This window comes from Geodermatophilus sp. DSM 44513 (genome assembly GCF_032460525.1).
Lineage (GTDB): Bacteria > Actinomycetota > Actinomycetes > Mycobacteriales > Geodermatophilaceae > Geodermatophilus.
In genome coordinates this window covers 679,360-695,482 of record NZ_CP135963.1, presented here as the reverse complement: position 1 = coordinate 695,482, position 16,123 = coordinate 679,360, and the positions used below count along the sequence as shown (strand labels likewise).

Below are 16,123 nucleotides of genomic sequence, written 5' to 3'. Positions count from 1 at the left end.
CTACCCGGTCACCCGACCCGGCACCGCACGCGGGCCGACGCGTGACCGGACCGTGCCCCGGGCACAGCCGGGACCGTGACCGACCTCCCTGCGACCGTGTTCGTGCTCTACGGCGCCACCGGCGACCTGGCCCGCCGGATGGTGCTGCCCGCCTTCTGGGAGCTCGCCCAGCGCGGCCTGCTGCCGCAGGACTGGCGGCTGGTCGGCAACGGCCGCGGCGACGTGTCCCACGAGGAGTTCGCCGGGCGGGTGCACGACGCGCTCACCGAGTTCGGCCCGTTCGGGGACGGCGCCGACGACGGGTGGGCGGACTTCGCCGGTCGGCTGCGCTTCGCCGGCGGCGGGTTCGACGAGTCCGACCCCGGCAGCCTGCTCGACGTCCTGGCCGAGGCGCGGGCGGAGCTCGGCGGGCGGCCCCAGCTCGTCCACTACCTGGCCACGCCCCCGGAGGCCTTCGCCAAGCTCACCCGGGGCCTGCAGCGGCACGGGCTCACCGAGGGCTCCCGGGTCGTCTACGAGAAGCCCTACGGCACCTCACCGCAGGGATTCCGGGAGCTCGACGAGCTGGTGCTCTCCGTGCTGGCGGAGGACCAGGTCTTCCGCATCGACCACTTCCTGGGCAAGGAGGGCACCCAGGACCTGCACGTCCTGCGCTTCGCCAACGGACTGTTCGGGCACGTGTGGAGCCGCGAGCACGTCGCGCAGGTGCAGATCGACGTCCCGGAGGACCTCGACGTCGCCGGGCGCGCGGAGTTCTACGACGCCACCGGTGCTGCCCTGGACATGCTGGTCACCCACCTGTTCCAGCTCGCCGCCGAGGTGGCGATGGAGCCGCCGGCCAGCTTCTCCCCCGCCGATCTGCAGGCCGCCCGCGAGGGGGTGCTGGCCGCCTTCCGGCCGCTGGACCCCGCGGAGGTGGTGCTCGGGCAGTTCGACGGCTACACCGACCTCGACGGCGTGGCCGACGACTCGCGGACCGACACCTACGTGGCCGCCCGGCTGTGGGTGGACACCGACCGCTGGCGGGGCGTGCCGTTCGTGCTGCGCACCGGCAAGCGGATGGCCGCCGGCGAGCAGCGGGTCAGCCTGCTGCTGCGCCGACCGGACGGGCCGGTGACCGACGTCCCGGGGCACGGCAACGTGCTGTCCCTGTCGCTGTCGGGGTCCGGGGCGGTGGACCTGCAGGTGGTCGCCAAGCAGCCCGGCCCGGACCTCGCCCTGGCCGCGGCGACGGCCACGCTGCAACTGGCCGACGTGCCCGGTGGGACGCCGCTGCCGCCCTACGTCTCACTGCTGCACGACGTCCTGGTCGGTGACCGGTCGCTGTTCACCAGCAGCGACGGGCTGGCCCACGCCTGGCGGGCGTTCGCCCCGCTGCAGGAGCGGCCGCCACGGGTGTACCGCTACGCGCCGGGCTCCTGGGGGCCGGTGGAGGCCGACGCGCTGGCCGAGCCGGCCGGCTGGCTGCTCGGCTCCTGACCTCGGGGACGCCCGGACACCACAGGGGCGGCCCCGCGATGCGGGACCGCCCCTGTAGGTGACGTTTTGGAACGGCCCCTCCGCAGGGTCCCAGGCCGAGCTCGCGAGGCCTGGGGGGTGGAGGGGTCCTTCGTTAGAAGTCCATGCCGCCCATGCCGCCATCGCCACCGGCCATGGCCGGGGCGTTCTTCTCCGGCTTGTCGGCGATGACGGCCTCGGTGGTGAGGAAGAGCGCCGCGATGGAGGCGGCGTTCTGCAGCGCCGAGCGGGTGACCTTGGCCGGGTCAATGATGCCGGCCCCGACCAGGTCCACGTACTCCCCGGAGGCGGCGTTGAGGCCCCAGCCGGTCTCGGAGTTGCGGACCTTCTCCGCCACGACGCCGCCCTCGAGGCCGGCGTTGACGGCGATCTGCTTCAGCGGGGCCTCGAGCGCGACGCGCACGATGTTGGCACCGGTCGCCTCGTCACCGGTCAGCTCGAGCTTGTCGAACGCGACGGCCGTGGCCTGCGCGAGGGCGACGCCACCACCGGCGACGATGCCCTCCTCGACGGCGGCCTTGGCGTTGCGCACCGCGTCCTCGATGCGGTGCTTGCGCTCCTTGAGCTCGACCTCGGTCGCGGCGCCGGCCTTGATGACGGCGACGCCACCGGCCAGCTTGGCCAGGCGCTCCTGCAGCTTCTCGCGGTCGTAGTCGGAGTCCGACTTCTCGATCTCGGCGCGGATCTGGTTGACCCGGCCGGAGATCTGGTCGGTGTCACCGGCGCCCTCGACGATCGTCGTCTCGTCCTTGGTGACGACGACCTTGCGGGCCCGACCGAGCAGCTCGACGCCGGCCGACTCCAGCTTCAGGCCGACCTCCTCGCTGATGACCTGGCCACCGGTGAGGATGGCGATGTCGGTCAGCATGGCCTTGCGGCGGTCGCCGAAGCCCGGGGCCTTGACGGCGACGGACTTGAAGGTGCCGCGGATCTTGTTCACGACCAGGGTCGCCAGGGCCTCGCCCTCGACGTCCTCGGAGATGATGGCCAGCGGCTTGCCCGACTGCATGACCTTCTCCAGCAGCGGGAGCAGGTCCTTGACCGAGCTGATCTTGCTGTTGACGACGAGCACGTACGGGTCGTCGAGGACGGCCTCCATGCGCTCGGCGTCGGTGACGAAGTAGGGCGAGATGTAGCCCTTGTCGAAGCGCATGCCCTCGGTGAGCTCGAGCTCCAGGCCGAAGGTGTTGCTCTCCTCGACGGTGATGACGCCCTCCTTGCCGACCTTGTCCATCGCCTCGGCGATGAGCTCACCGATGGCGGTGTCGGCGGCGGAGATCGACGCGGTGGCGGCGATCTGCTCCTTGGTCTCGACGTCCTTGGCGGTGGAGAGCAGGTACGCGGTGACCGACTCGACGGCCTTCTCGATGCCCTTCTTCAGGGCCATCGGGTTGGCGCCGGCGGCGACGTTGCGCAGACCCTCGCGGACGAGTGCCTGGGCGAGCACGGTGGCGGTGGTGGTGCCGTCACCCGCGACGTCGTCGGTCTTCTTCGCGACCTCCTTGACCAGCTCGGCGCCGATCTTCTCCCACGGGTCCTCGAGCTCGATCTCCTTGGCGATGCTCACACCGTCGTTGGTGATGGTGGGGGCACCCCACTTCTTCTCCAGGACGACGTTGCGGCCCTTGGGGCCCAGGGTCACCTTGACGGCGTCGGCGAGGGTGTTCATGCCCCGCTCGAGGCCGCGGCGGGCCTCTTCCTCGAAGGCGATCATCTTGGCCATGTGGTGATGTCCTCCATGCATGGATCGCTGCACGGCCGGGACCGGCGCCCGCGACGGACGACACCGGCGGGACGGGCACTCCGTCGGCCCGCACGCCAGTGCCTCACCGATCCGACCTGATTGGCACTCGGCACTGTCGAGTGCCAATCCCGAGTCTGGCACTCGCCCCTGCCGAGTGCAACAACACTGTCGTCCTCCGGACGACGACCGCGGCCAGGTGCCGTCCCCGACCTGCGTGGAGCCCACCCGGCCGCTCCTGGGGGACCCCTCCGGGGCCCCGCTCGTCCCGGCCACCGCGACCACGTGCCGTCCCCGACCTGCGCGGAGCCCACCCGGCCGCTCCTCGGGGACCCCTCCGGGGCCCCGCTCGTCCCGGCCACCGCGACCACGTGCCGTCCCCGACCTGCGCGGAGCCCACCCGGCCGCTCCTCGGGGACCCCTCCGGGGCCCCGCTCGTCCCGGCCACCGCGACCACGTGCCCGGAAGGACCTCGGTGCCCCCCACACCTCGCAGGCTCGGCGCGGGCCCCTGCACCGAGGCCGTCAGTGCTTGGAGCCCACCCGGCCGCTCCTCGGGGACCCCTCCGGGGCCCCGCTCGTCGGTCGTCCCTGCGGGAGCCCGTCGCGTCCCCGAGGTGCCATCCCCCTGACACGACGAAGGCCCGGCTCCCTCGAGGAGCCGGGCCTTCGCTGCAGGGATCAGGCGCTGCGGACGGCGTCCGCCTGCGGACCCTTGGACCCCTGGACGACCTCGAACTCGACGCGCTGGCCCTCGTCGAGGCTCTTGTACCCGTCCATCTGGATGGCCGAGTAGTGGACGAAGACGTCCTGACCGCCGTCGACGGCGATGAAGCCGAAGCCCTTCTCGGCGTTGAACCACTTCACGGTGCCCTGTGCCACGCGCGCTCCCACGTCTCGTGCGTCCGGACGACCTCCCACCGACCAGGGAGGCCGGGTCGAGCTCTTCCGCCCGTCGGACACGAACGTGGAACCGAACCGCGGGGAAACGTACAGCACAGCGGCCCGCGTTGAGACCAGGGTCACGTCCGTGACACACCGGATCGAGGGAGGCGTTCCCCCGACCGGCTACCCGATCAGACCGGCCTGCCGGGCCGAGGACAGCGACGGCGAGACGTGGTGGGTCGGTGCGACCACCGGCAGCAGCGGGTCGAGGGTCTTGAGGCCCTCGCCGGTGTTGAGGACGACCGTCTCCTGCGACGGGTCCAGCCGGCCGTCCTCGACCAGCTGCCGCAGCACCGCGACGGTCACCCCGCCCGCGGTCTCGGCGAACACGCCGGTGGTGCGGGCCAGGTCGCGGATGCCCTGCACGATCTCGGCGTCGCCGACCCGGCCCACGGCGCCGCCGGTGCGCCGGATGGCGTCCAGGGCGTACGGGCCGTCGGCGGGGTTGCCGATGTTCAGCGACTTGGCGATCCCGGTCGGCTTCACCGGCTTGACGACGTCCCAGCCGTTGTCGAAGGCGGTGGCGATCGGGTCGCAACCGGCCGACTGGGCGCCGAAGACCCGCCACTCGGTGGCCTCGACGATGCCGGCGGCGACCAGCTCGCGGAACGCCTTGTCCACCTTGGTGAGCAGCGAGCCCGACGCCATCGGGACGACGACCTGGGCCGGGATCCGCCAGCCGAGCTGCTCGGCGATCTCGTAGCCCATCGTCTTGGAGCCCTCGGCGTAGTAGGGCCGCACGTTCTGGTTGACGAAGGCGGTGTCCTCGAACTCGTCGGTCTCGGCGAGCTCGCTGGTCAGCCGGTTGACGTCGTCGTAGCTGCCGTCGACGGCGACCAGCGTCTGCCCGTAGACCGCCGACTGCACGACCTTGCCCGGCTCGAGGTCGCTGGGGATGAAGACGTACGAGGGCAGGCCGGCGCGCGCGGCGTGCGCGGCCACCGAGTTGGCCAGGTTGCCGGTCGAGGCGGCGGCGATCTTCCGGTAGCCCAGCCGGCGGGCGGCGGTGGCGGCCATGCTGACCACGCGGTCCTTGAAGGAGTGCGTGGGGTTGGCCGAGTCGTCCTTGACCCACAGGCCACCGGTCATGCCGAGCTCGGCGGCCAGCCGGTCGGCGCGCACCAGCGGGGTCAGGCCGGGGTCCAGGGTGACGCGGTCGGCGGGGTCCTGACCGACGGGGAGCAGCGCGACGTAGCGCCAGATGTTCTGCGGACCGGCCTCGATCTGCGCGCGGCTCACCGCACGCATCAGCTCGGGGTCGTAGTCGACCTCCAGCGGGCCGAAGCACTCCGCGCAGGCGTGCTCGGCGATGAGCCCGAAGGTGGCGCCGCAGTTGCGACAGACGAGGCCGCGGGCGGGGTTCGGCGGCACGGGCCCGCCGGCGGCGGAGTCGGCCTGGACAGAACCGGGAGCGGTCAGGGTCATGCGACGACTACCTCCTCATCTTCCCCGCGTCGGGCCGTCGAGCCGCGCGGGACGGAATTGGCACCTCCCGCCGAGTGCGTGCGCTCGGTGGCGGTTGCCGGGGCTTCAGCGGGCCGTGTCCCTCTGCCCCTCTGGATGAGTGGAACGCGACGGACTCTACCCAGGTGGCCGACCCCGGCGCGGTCGGGGCCAGGATGGGCCGGTGAGCACGCGCGTCGTCTACACCGACCTGGACGGCACGATGGTCGGGCCGCGCGGCTCGTTCTGGCACACCGAGGGCCGCGAGCTGACCGCCGACCCGGCGGCCACCCTGCTGGAGCTGCACCGCGCCGGCGTCGCCCTGGTGCTGGTGAGCGGGCGCACCTTCGAGCAGGTGGTGGAGGCGGCCCGGATCTTCGCCGCCGACGGCGCCATCGCCGAGCTGGGGGCCACCATCAGCTGGGACGCCGCCCGGCAGACCCACCGGCTGACCGGTGCCCTGCCCCCCGAGCACGCCGGACGCGCGCCGATGGCGGTGATGGCCGAGCTCGGGGTGGTCGACGCCCTGGTCGCCGAGCACCCCGGCCGGGTCGAGTGGCACGCGCCCTGGCACGCCACCCACGAGACCGACGCCCTGCTGCGCGGCCGCCTCGACCCGCTCGCGGTGGACGCCTGGCTGGCCGAGCGCGGGCTGGGCTGGCTCACCCTCAAGGACAACGGCGCGCTGCCGCGCACGGCCCGCACGACGCTGGCCCCCGCCGAGGCGCCGCCGCGGGTGTACCACCTGATGCCGCGCGGGATCACCAAGGGCGCGGCCATCGCCTGGGACCTGCAGCGGCGCGGGCTGACCCCGGCCGACGCGGTGGCGATCGGCGACAGCGTCAGCGACCTGGAGATGGCGCCGGCGGTCGACCGGCTGTGGATCACCGCCAACGGGGCCGGGGTGGAAGGGATGGCCGACCTGCTGGCCGCCGTCCCCAACGTGACGGTGACCGACGCCGCGATGGGCGAGGGCTGGGCCCAGGCCGTCCGCGCCAGCCTGTAGTCGGAGTCGCCCGGTGGCGGGAACCGTCACCGGGCGACTCCGACTACGACGTCACGTCGCGGCGGGCGAAGTGGCGGAAGCCAAGCGCGGTGAAGACGGCGGCGTAGACCAGCGACTGGACGACGCCGCGGAACAGGTCGCCGGAGTCGACGGGGGTCTGCAGCAGGTCGGTCCAGGCGAACTCCTCCGCGGTCGGGAAGTAGTCGCGGATCGCGCCCAGCTGCTCCACCTGGTCGAGGATGGCGAAGACGAACATGGTGAACACCGCCCCGCCGACCGCGGCCAGCGGTGCGTCGGTGATCGTGGACAGCCAGAACGCCAGAGCCCCGACGACGAGCAGGTGCACGGCGAGGTAGCCGACCATGCCGGCCAGCCGCAGCAGCGCGTCGGCCTGACCGAGGGTCACCCCCACCGGGGTCTGCACCGGGCCGAAGCCGAAGGCGATCCCGCCGGCGACCAGCGCGGTCGTGACGATGGCGAGCAGTGCACCGACCGACAGCACGAACGCGGCCAGCCACTTCTGCCGGAGCAGCCGCATCCGCGGCACCGGGGTGGCCAGGGTGTAGCGCAGCGACCCCCACTGGGCCTCGCTGGCCACCGTGTCGCCGAAGAACAGCGCGTAGACGACGACCAGGAAGAAGCTCGTCGTCGCGAACAGCACGAACAGCGTGAAGTTCAGGCCGCTGGAGGTGGCGACGTCGACCAGGTTGATCCGCGCGTTCTCCTCCGCCTCCTCCGCGCCGCCCAGCTGCAGGGCGCCGATGAGGATCAGCGGCAGCGCCACCATGAGCGCGAGCACGCCGAGGGTGCGCCGCCGCTTGAACTGCCGGCGCAGCTCGACCGACAGCCGCAGGGTGCGCCCGGGCCGGTAGCCCGCGACGGCCCCGGTCGGCTGCACGTGTCCGGTCGTCACGCTTCCTCCCCCACCAGTGCCAGGAACGCGTCCTCCAGGCGGCGGCGCGGTGTGAAGGCCTGCACCGAGACGTCGGCGGCCACCAGCGCGTGCAGCGCCCGCGCGCGGCTGGTGCCGTCCAGGTCGGCGACCAGCCCCTCGTCGGTGCGCTCCACCGCCACCCCGGGCAGCCCCTCCAGGACGGCGACCGCGCGGTCGGTGTCGGCGTCGTCGGCGAGGTCGACGAGCACCGACCCGCCGGTGCCGACGATCTCCTCGACCGTGCCCTGGGCGATCTTCTGCCCCTTGGCCATGACGACGACGTGGCTGCAGGTCTGCTCGATCTCGCTGAGCAGGTGGCTGGACACGATCACCGTGCGGCCGGTCGCGGCGTAGGAGCGCAGCACCTCGCGCATCGCGTGGATCTGCGGCGGGTCCAGCCCGTTGGTCGGCTCGTCGAGGACCAGCAGGTCGGGCAGGCCGAGCATGGCCTGGGCAATGGCCACCCGCTGGCGCATGCCCTGGCTGTAGCGGCGCACCGGCCGGTCCAGCGCCGCGCCGAGACCGGCGACGGCGATGGCCTCCTCCATGTGCGCGTCCGCGGCGGGGCGGCCGGTCGCGGCCCAGTACAGCCGCAGGTTGTCGCGGCCGGACAGGTGCGGCTGCAGGCCGGTGCCCTCGACGAAGGAGCCGAGCCGGGACAGCACCGGCGCACCGGGGCGGATCTCGTGGCCGAACACGGTGATCTGCCCGTCGGTCGGCGCGATCAGGCCCATGAGCATGCGCAGCGACGTCGTCTTGCCCGCGCCGTTGGGGCCGAGCAGGCCGAGGACCTGCCCGCGCCGCACCTCGAAGGACAGGTCCCGGACGGCGACGAAGCCGTCCTTGTAGGCCTTGGTCACGCCGGTGAAGCGCAGCGGCACGTCCTCGCCGTCGGGCTCCACCCGGGACACCCGCGCCCGGGCCCGGCGGCCCCACAGGACGGCGGCCAGCCAGCCGAGCAGGCCCAGGGCGAGGACGACGCCCAGCAGCACCCACCAGCGGGAGGTCCCGCCGGCGGACTCGCTGCGCCCGTCGACCGTCGGGACGGCGAGCGCCGCGGCGTCCCCGCCCGTGGCCAGGGCGACGGAGTAGACCCCGGCCTCGGCCGGCAGCGCATAGGCCTGGTCGGTGGAGGAGACCACCACCCGCATGGTGTGCCCGGCCTCGAACCGGTGCACGATCCCGGGCAGGGTCACCCCGACCGTGGTGGGTGAGGTCGGGTCGGCCGACAGCCCGCTCAGCGCCAGGGGGGCGACCTGGCCGGCGGGCAGGGTCGTCGACCCGTCGGGGGCGACGTCGTAGAGCTTGGCGAACAGGGTGGCCGTGCCGCCGGGCGAGGCGACGGCGAGGTCGATCGTCGAGGCGCCGACCACCTCGACGGCCTCGCCGAGCGGCTGGCTGTCGAACGCGGCGAACTGGCCGGGGATCTCGACGGCGCTGCCGGCCAGCGCGGAGGCCAGCGAGCCGAGGCCGGGGACGACGGTGATCGCGGCCGGCGTGCCCCCGGCCGGGGTGACCACCGGTTGCAGCGGCCCCTCGACGGTCACCGGGCTGCGCTGCGCGGCCCCGGTGCCGGCCAGGCCGGGGTAGGCCGGGGTGGTCACGGTGCGGCTGCCGCCCTGCACGGTGCCGACCCCCGCGGTGACGCCGGTCGGGGCGGGGAACTCGAAGCCGGTGCCCGGGTCCTCGCCCTGGCCCCGCAGGTGCCAGTCGAACCAGCCGGCGACCTGGTCGCGCAGGTCCGCGGTGGTGCCCTCGGAGGCCTGCGCGTCGTGCCCGCCGGCGTACCAGACGACCTTGACCGGGGTGCCGTCGGCGGCGATGCCGCGGGCGTTGGCGTCGGCCTGGCCGAGGCCGAACAGCGAGTCCTGGGTGCCCTGCACCAGCAGCGTGGGCGCGTCGATCCGGTCCAGGACCGTCGCCGGGCTGCTCCGGTCGAGCACGGCGGCGACCTCGGGGGTCAGCGTGCCGGTGGAGGCGGCGGACTGGTAGGCCGCGCAGACCTCGGCGGTGAAGCGGCCGCAGGTGAGCAGCTGCTCCACCGCCTGCGGGTCCACCGTCGCCGGGTCCACCGAGCCCAGCGCGGCGGGCAGGTCGGCGGCCGACGGCACGCCGCCGCCCCCGCCGCCCAGGGCACCGAGCAGACCGCCGGAGGGCGCCGAGCCGACGCCGAAGAACAGGCCGGACCACAGCCGCTTGTAGACCCCGCCCTCGTCGGCCTGCGGGGTGGCGGCCACGGTGTCCGCGGCCGGCTCCCCCACCTGGGAGGGGAACAGCGCGGCGGTCAGCGAGTGCCAGGTGATCTGCGGGGCGATGGCGTCGACCCGGTCGTCGTAGCCGGCCGCGAGCAGGGACAGCGCCCCGCCGTAGGAGGCCCCCGCGACGCCGACCCGCGGGTCGCCGTCGGCGTCGAGCACGACGTCGTCGCGCGCGGCGAGCCGGTCCAGCAGCACGGAGACGTCGGCCACCTCGGCACTCGGGTCGTTGAGCCCGATCCGCCCGGTGCTCTCCCCGAAGCCGCGCGCGGACCAGGTGAGCACGACGTAGCCGCGGCCGGCCAGGTCGCGGGCGTCGTCGGCGACCGACCGCTTGCTGCCGCCGAAGCCGTGGGCGAGCAGGACCGCCGGCGCCGGCTCGCCGGAGGCCGGCAGGTACAGGGTGGTGTCCAGCTCCGCGGCGCGGTCACCCTCGCCGACGCCGATCCGCGCGTCCTCGGTGGTGACGTCCTCGGCGGCGGCGGCGGGGGCCGCGGGGAGGGAGCCGGTGAGGACGAGGACGAGGAGCAGGAGCGAGGCGGCGGACGTCGCACGGGCGCCGGGGCGCGGGCGGGGACGCACGGGCCCGCGGACGGGACGCACGGAGCCGCCAACGGACGGCGACGCCCGTGTGTTCCGGAGGTGTCCGGGCGGGGTGTCGAGCCGGCTCAGGGCAGCCACTCGCCGGTGGTGACGACCACGAGCCCGGGATCCGGGGCGTCCGGGACGTCGAAGAACCGCACGGCGGGCCCGGTGATCTGCGGGTACTGCTGGGTGAGCTGCACCGCGGCGTCGTACTGCGTCTGGTCACCGGAGGTGTAGTAGACGGTGGTGGTGGCGACGTCGGCGCCCTGGTACTCGCTGATGACACCGGGCTCCCACCCCCCGGCGGCCAGCTCGGCGGAGACGTCGCCGGCCAGGCCGGAGACCCCGGTGGCGTTGAGCACGGTCACCGGGACGCGCACCGGCGCGACGGCCGCGGCGTCGGGGGCCGGCAGGGGGTCGACGTCCAGCGGCGGCAGCACCGAGGTCGGGACGGCGGGCGCGGGCGACGTCGGGGCCGGCGCGTCCGGGGTGCTGCCGGCGGCCCCCTGCACCTCGGGCGAGGCGAAGGAGTAGACGCCGAGCACCACGAGGGCGACGACGGCCACGGCGAGCAGGCCCACCGCGGCGCGGCGCACGCCCGGTCCGCGACCGGCCTCCTCGCGGACCGCGCGCAGCCGCTCGACCTCGGCCGCCTGGCGCTCGGCGCGGAACGAGGCGCGGCCGCCGACGACCCCGGTGGAGCTGCCGGTGTCCGGTCCGCGGCCGTCCTCCTCGTCGGGGTCGTCCGGCCCGTACGCGTCCTCCTCGGCGTACCGGTCCTCGCCGGTGTACGGGGCGTCGTCGGCGTACCGGTCGTCGTCCGTGTCCTCGCCCGTGTCCTCGTCCGTGTCGTCGTCCGTGTCGTCGTACCAGGCGGGTGTGCGGTCGGGGATCGCCTCGGTGGCCGGCGCGGCCGCGCGGGAGGCACCGGCCGGCGCGCGGTCGGGGATGGCCGTGGTGGCCGGCGCGGGGTCGGCGCGGGTCCGCCAGGGGCTGGTCCAGTCGCCGTAGCCGGGGGCCGCGCCGTGGACCGGGACCACGGCCGGCTCCGGTCCGGCGGCACGGGCCGGTTCCTCGGCCGGCACCGGTGCGGCGGGCACCGGACGGACCCGGTCCGCGGCGCGGCGGCGAGGCGTCGGGGTCGGCGCCTGTGCCGGCGGCCCGTCGCCGGGGTCGGGAGCGGGCACGGCCTGGAAGGGGGCGACGGTGGTGCGCGGGCCGGCCACGGGGGCCGGCGCCGGGGTGGCCGCGGCGGACGGCGGGACCGGGAGCCGCACGCGGGTCCGCGGCGGCTCCGCGGCGCGGGCGCCCGCCGGGGACGGGGAGGGGCGGGCCGGGACGGCGACGGGGGCCGGCGAGGGTCGGGCCGGGACCGGCGCCGGTACGGGGCGCGGTGGGGCGGGCGCCACCGCGCGCACCGCCTGGGGCGCGGGAGCGCGCACGGGCGGGGCGGGTGCCGCCGTGCGGGCGGCGGCAGCCGCCGGGGGGGCGGCGACGCGGGTGGCCCCCGCGCCGGGCCGGCCGGTCCCGCCGGCCCGGGCGCCGACGACAGCCTGGGGGGCGGCCGGCGCGGCGGGGCGCGCGGGCGCGCCGGCACGGGGTGCGGCGGCGGGCGGGGACGGCCGGCCCGGCGGGGGACGCCGGCGACCCGGGTCCTCGCCGGCCTCGAGCAGACCGTCGCGCCGGCGGTCCGCGCGGCTGGGGCCGGGGGTGGTGGGGTGGTCGCTCAGGCCGGGCGGGACCGGGCTGGGCGGCCCGTCGGTGCGACGACGACCGTGCGGGACAGGGGTGATCGCGGCGTCCGGTCCGTCACCGCCTGATGCCATGTGCCTGCCCACGGTGAGCAAATCTAGATGCCGCGGCCCCCGTTGCCCAGGATCTGCGAGGTTCGCCGCTGCCCGCGCGCGGCGCGCAGCCGCCGCAGCCGGCGCACCAGCAGGGGGTCGACCTCCAGCGCCGCCGGCCGGTCGACCAGGGCGTTGAGCGCCTGGTAATAGCGGATCGGCGCCAGGCCGAAGCGGTCGCGGATGGCCGTCTCCTTGGCGCCGGGCCGGCGCCACCACTGCCGCTCGAAGGCGAGCACCTCGTGCTCGCGGCGGGTCAGGCCACCGGGACGGATGGCCGGCTCGGGGACGGGCGCGGGCGGCGGCTCGGCGGCGGGGGGACGGGGCACCTCGCCCCCCGGCGGGGAGACCGCGGGAGCTGGTTCGGCGGACACGGGACTTCCTTCCTCGGGGACGGCACCGACGCTAGACCCGCCCACCGACATCCCCGGGCCACCCGGCCGCCGTGCGGCCCCCTCGTGGGCATGATGACCCCGTCCCCCTCACCGCTCGCACGCTCGCAGCGAGCCTCTGGACGGGGCCTGGCGCGAGCCTGCGAGTGGCGGGGGGCGAGGGGGTCCTTCAACGGGCCGGTGCGGGCGCGGTCTCCGCCGCCCGCCGACGGGCGCCGTCCCGGGCGGTCCGCAGGCCGTCGACGGTGAACACGGCCAGGGCGACCCACACGATGACGAACCCGGCCAGCCGGGCCGGCGGCATGGGCTCCTGGTTGACGAAGACCCCGATCGCCAGCTGCATGAGCGGGGTGAGGTACTGCAGCAGCCCCACCGTGGACAGCGGGACGCGCCGGGTGGCGCCGGCGAACAGCAGCAGGGGCACAGCGGTCGCCACACCGGCGCTCGCCAGCAGCAGCAGGTGGCCGGTCCCGGCGGTGCCCGCCGTCCCCTCGCCGCCGGCGTGCAGCACGGCCAGCACCACCACCGCGGGGACGACGACCAGCGCGGTCTCCACGAACAGACCCGGAGCCGCCTCGACCCGGACCAGCTTCTTCATCAGCCCGTACAGGCCGAAGGTCGCCGCCAGCGACAGGGCGATCCACGGCGGCCGGCCGTAGTCGACGGTCAGCACGGCCACCGCGACGGCGGCGATCCCGACGGCCACCCACTGCAGCCGGCGCAGCCGCTCGGCGAAGACCACCACCCCGAGCAGCACGCTCACCAGGGGGTTGATGAAGTAGCCGAGCGAGGTCTCCACCACGTGCCCGGAGTTGACCCCGTACACGAAGACCAGCCAGTTGGCCGCGATGAGCACGGCGGCGCCGAGCAGGACCAGCGCGGAGCGGCGGTCGGCGACCGTGGCGCGCACCTGCGGCCAGGCACGCAGGACGGTGAGCAGGACGGCGATGAACAACAGCGACCACACGACCCGGTGGGCCACGATCTCCAGCCCGCCGGCCGGCTCCAGCAGCGGGAAGTACAGGGGGAACAGGCCCCACAGGCCGTAGGCGCCCAGGCCGCACAGGATCCCGGTGCGCCGCTCGTCCACGCCGGCAACCTACGCCGGCACGACGCCGGCCCCCGTCACCCCGCCTGGATGTAGCCGACCAGCTGCGCGCGCTCCTCCTCCAGCTCGTCGAGCCGGGCCTTGACCACGTCGCCGATGGACACGATGCCGACCAGCACGCCGTCCTCGACCACCGGCACGTGCCGCACCCGGTGCTCGGTCATCGTCCGGGCCAGCTCCTCGACACCGGCGGCCGGCACGCAGGTGTGCACCTGCGCGGTCATGACCGTCGACACCGGCGCGTCCAGCAGGTCGGCGCCGCGGTCGTGCAGCGCCCGGACGACATCGCGCTCGGAGACGATGCCCTCGACGCCGCGGCCGTCGGCGGAGACGACCAGGGCGCCGACGCGGCGCTCGCTGAGCAGCGCCAGGGCGGTGCGGACGCTGGCCGTGGCCTCGACCGTGGCGACGTCCGTTCCCTTGCGCCGCAGCAGCTGACGGATGTGCATTGCCGGACCTCCTCGCCGTCGGGTGCGCGGCAGAGTGTGCTCCGGCTCACAGCCCGCCGGCAATGCCCCGAACGGCCTACCGTCGGAGTCGTGCGAACCCACGGTGCCGCGCACCGGCCGACGCCGCTGCAGTGGACCCGCTACGCACTCGGCGGCCGGCTGCCGCGCGACCTGTCGCCCTGGGTGCTGGCCGACACCACCGGGCCGGGGTGGGCGCGCCGGCACCTGACCCGTGCGGTGGTCCAGCTGCTGCCGGTGCTGGTGCTCTGCGTGACCGTCGTCCCCGTGCCGCTGGTCTACCGGCTGTCCGCCGCGGCCGGCGGGCTGTTCATGGGGCTGGTCTTCTCGCTGGCGTTCATGGTGGAGACGACCGAGCACCGGGTGGCCAAGGCGGGCTACCCGCCGGGCACCGCGGCCCGGGTGCGGGCCGAGCGGACCGAGCGGGCGCAGGTGGAGCGCCGCTCGGCCTACCGGCGGGACGGCGCGGGCAGCTTCGACTAGGTCTCGGTGGTCGCGATCCGGCCGCGGCGCTGCTCGCGGATGCCGGCGAGCACCACGAGCAGCAACGCGACGCCGACGGCGCTCACGCTGACCACCGGCAGGACCTCGTCGAGGACACCGATGGCCACGACCACCGGGATCGCGACGGTGGGCCAGGGCCACGCCGCCCGCCACGAGCCGGCCGTGCCGGCGACGAGGGCCGCGGTGCCGGTCAGGAACAGCGCCGTCCCGGCACACAGTGCCCACCGTCCCCCGGTCGAGAGCTCACCGACCGGGTGGACGACGTACTGCTCGATGCCGACCCCGACGGCGGCCAGCCCCAGCGTGAGCGGGAGGTGGCCGTACACGTAGCGGTCCGCGGTGCCGCTCTCCTGCCCGCCGCCGTCCTCGACCAGGTGCTGCTTGCCGGCCGCGCCGCCGAGGTCGAAGTAGCTCCACCACAGCGCGGCGGTGACGACGAACCCGACGGCCGCCACGACGACCGACGCCGTCTGCCACTGCGTCTCGTACATGCCCTTGACCACCGAGGCGACGGACTCGCCGAGCACCAGGATGACGAAGAGGCCGAACCGCTCGGGCAGGTGCTCCAGGTGCAGGGGGACGTCGCGGCCGTACCGCGTGGCGACCAGCGGGCCGGCCGCCTCCAGCAGGATGCCCGCGGCCCACAGCCAGTACCGCGCCGGCGTGGGAACGGCCAGCGACACCACCCACAGCGCGGCGCCGACACCGGTGGCCGTCAGGTAGACCGCGATGGTGCCGCGGGCCTCGGTGACGTGCCGCCACGCGCGGGCGTAGAGCAGGAGCAGCAGGGCCCGGGTGGCCAGGTAGCCGAGGGCGAAGACGCCGGACTGCGGGCCGACCGCCTCGGTGGCGCTGGCGGCCATCACCGCCACCCCGAACATCATCGCCAGCTTCGCGACGCGGTAGAGCACGTCGTTGGTGTCGAACCGGTTGGCGTAGAGGGTGATCGTCACCCACGACCACCAGGTGACCGTGAACAGCCCGGCGAACACCGCCGCGCCGTGCCAGGTCAGGTCCTCGGCCAGCGCGGAGGCCAGCTGGGCCACGACGAGCACGTAGACCAGGTCGAGGAACAGCTCCAGGCGCGAGGCGGTGCGGTCCTCGTCGGTGCGCAGCCGGGGCGGGCTGACCAGCGGAGCCGGATGGTCGGTGTCGGTGTCCGTGGCCACGGGGTTCCTCGTCGTCGGACGTGCACGGGGGTACGGGCGGCGACCGGGGCTCGCCTCGTCCGCCGCGGCGGACTACCCCGTCCCCGCGCCGCTACGCCCGGCGACGGGGCCAGGAGGGGAGCCGAAGGGGGGACTCGAACCCCCAACCGCCCGATTGTCGGGTTGCATGTAGCTGTGGGGTGGCCGCAGGTGTCCCTCACCAGCCGCTTAGCT

13 protein-coding genes and 1 riboswitch are annotated in these 16,123 nt (G+C 75.0%); of the genes, 3 read left to right on the top strand and 10 right to left on the bottom strand.

From position 1 onward, the window contains the following. Positions 1 to 75: 75 nt before the first annotated feature. Positions 76 to 1,479, top strand: coding sequence for a glucose-6-phosphate dehydrogenase (locus RTG05_RS03230; RefSeq protein WP_315912279.1), 1,404 nt, complete (start codon positions 76 to 78; stop codon positions 1,477 to 1,479). Positions 1,480 to 1,612: 133 nt separating this feature from the next. Here the strand turns inward: RTG05_RS03230 and groL are convergent, their stop codons facing one another. From groL to thrC, 3 genes are all read right to left on the bottom strand, one after another. Continuing rightward, positions 1,613 to 3,241 (bottom strand): chaperonin GroEL, encoded by a 1,629-nt coding sequence (groL, locus tag RTG05_RS03225; protein ID WP_166527436.1) that lies wholly within the window; start codon positions 3,239 to 3,241, stop codon positions 1,613 to 1,615. A gap of 698 nt (positions 3,242 to 3,939) precedes the next feature. Next, complete coding sequence (locus tag RTG05_RS03220) at positions 3,940 to 4,140, bottom strand: cold-shock protein (protein WP_089306482.1); 201 nt, start codon at positions 4,138 to 4,140, stop codon at positions 3,940 to 3,942. 186 nt (positions 4,141 to 4,326) lie between these two features. Next, positions 4,327 to 5,628 carry a threonine synthase gene (thrC, locus tag RTG05_RS03215; RefSeq protein ID WP_208104766.1) on the bottom strand — a complete coding sequence of 434 codons (1,302 nt, stop codon included), beginning with the start codon at positions 5,626 to 5,628 and terminating at the stop codon, positions 4,327 to 4,329. A gap of 12 nt (positions 5,629 to 5,640) precedes the next feature. Beyond that, a riboswitch (SAM riboswitch) is annotated at positions 5,641 to 5,770 on the bottom strand. A 60-nt stretch (positions 5,771 to 5,830) separates the two neighbouring features. On the opposite strand from thrC, the gene RTG05_RS03210 reads away from it, so the two are divergent. Next, positions 5,831 to 6,652 (top strand): HAD family hydrolase, encoded by an 822-nt coding sequence (locus RTG05_RS03210; protein WP_166527435.1) that lies wholly within the window; start codon positions 5,831 to 5,833, stop codon positions 6,650 to 6,652. Positions 6,653 to 6,695: 43 nt separating this feature from the next. On the opposite strand, the gene RTG05_RS03205 is transcribed toward RTG05_RS03210, so the two are convergent. The 6 genes from RTG05_RS03205 to RTG05_RS03180 all read right to left on the bottom strand — a co-directional run bounded on the left by RTG05_RS03205 (position 6,696) and on the right by RTG05_RS03180 (position 14,219). Beyond that, on the bottom strand, positions 6,696 to 7,565 hold the full coding sequence (locus RTG05_RS03205) for an ABC transporter permease (RefSeq protein WP_166527434.1): 870 nt from the start codon (positions 7,563 to 7,565) through the stop codon (positions 6,696 to 6,698). After that, entirely contained in the window at positions 7,562 to 10,423 is a 2,862-nt protein-coding gene (locus RTG05_RS03200) for an alpha/beta fold hydrolase (protein ID WP_315912278.1), read from the bottom strand. Before RTG05_RS03200 ends, RTG05_RS03205 begins: the two co-directional genes overlap by 4 nt. A gap of 86 nt (positions 10,424 to 10,509) precedes the next feature. After that, positions 10,510 to 11,703, bottom strand: coding sequence for a LytR C-terminal domain-containing protein (locus RTG05_RS03195; RefSeq protein WP_166527433.1), 1,194 nt, complete (start codon positions 11,701 to 11,703; stop codon positions 10,510 to 10,512). Positions 11,704 to 12,275: 572 nt separating this feature from the next. Further along, positions 12,276 to 12,644 carry a DUF3263 domain-containing protein gene (locus RTG05_RS03190; RefSeq protein WP_315912277.1) on the bottom strand — a complete coding sequence of 123 codons (369 nt, stop codon included), beginning with the start codon at positions 12,642 to 12,644 and terminating at the stop codon, positions 12,276 to 12,278. 187 nt (positions 12,645 to 12,831) lie between these two features. Further along, positions 12,832 to 13,752: an EamA family transporter RarD gene (gene rarD / locus RTG05_RS03185; protein WP_166527432.1), complete on the bottom strand. Its 921-nt coding sequence runs from the start codon at positions 13,750 to 13,752 to the stop codon at positions 12,832 to 12,834. A 35-nt stretch (positions 13,753 to 13,787) separates the two neighbouring features. Continuing rightward, positions 13,788 to 14,219, bottom strand: a complete 432-nt coding sequence (locus tag RTG05_RS03180) for a CBS domain-containing protein (RefSeq protein WP_166527431.1) — start codon at positions 14,217 to 14,219, stop codon at positions 13,788 to 13,790. A gap of 90 nt (positions 14,220 to 14,309) precedes the next feature. On the opposite strand from RTG05_RS03180, the gene RTG05_RS03175 reads away from it, so the two are divergent. Further along, a complete protein-coding gene (locus RTG05_RS03175) occupies positions 14,310 to 14,720 on the top strand; it encodes a DUF5313 family protein (RefSeq protein WP_315912276.1) in 411 nt (136 codons plus the stop codon). On the opposite strand, the gene RTG05_RS03170 is transcribed toward RTG05_RS03175, so the two are convergent. After that, entirely contained in the window at positions 14,717 to 15,910 is a 1,194-nt protein-coding gene (locus RTG05_RS03170; protein ID WP_166527429.1) for a low temperature requirement protein A, read from the bottom strand. The two genes, RTG05_RS03175 and RTG05_RS03170, sit on opposite strands and share 4 nt — an antisense overlap. Positions 15,911 to 16,123 lie beyond the last annotated feature (213 nt).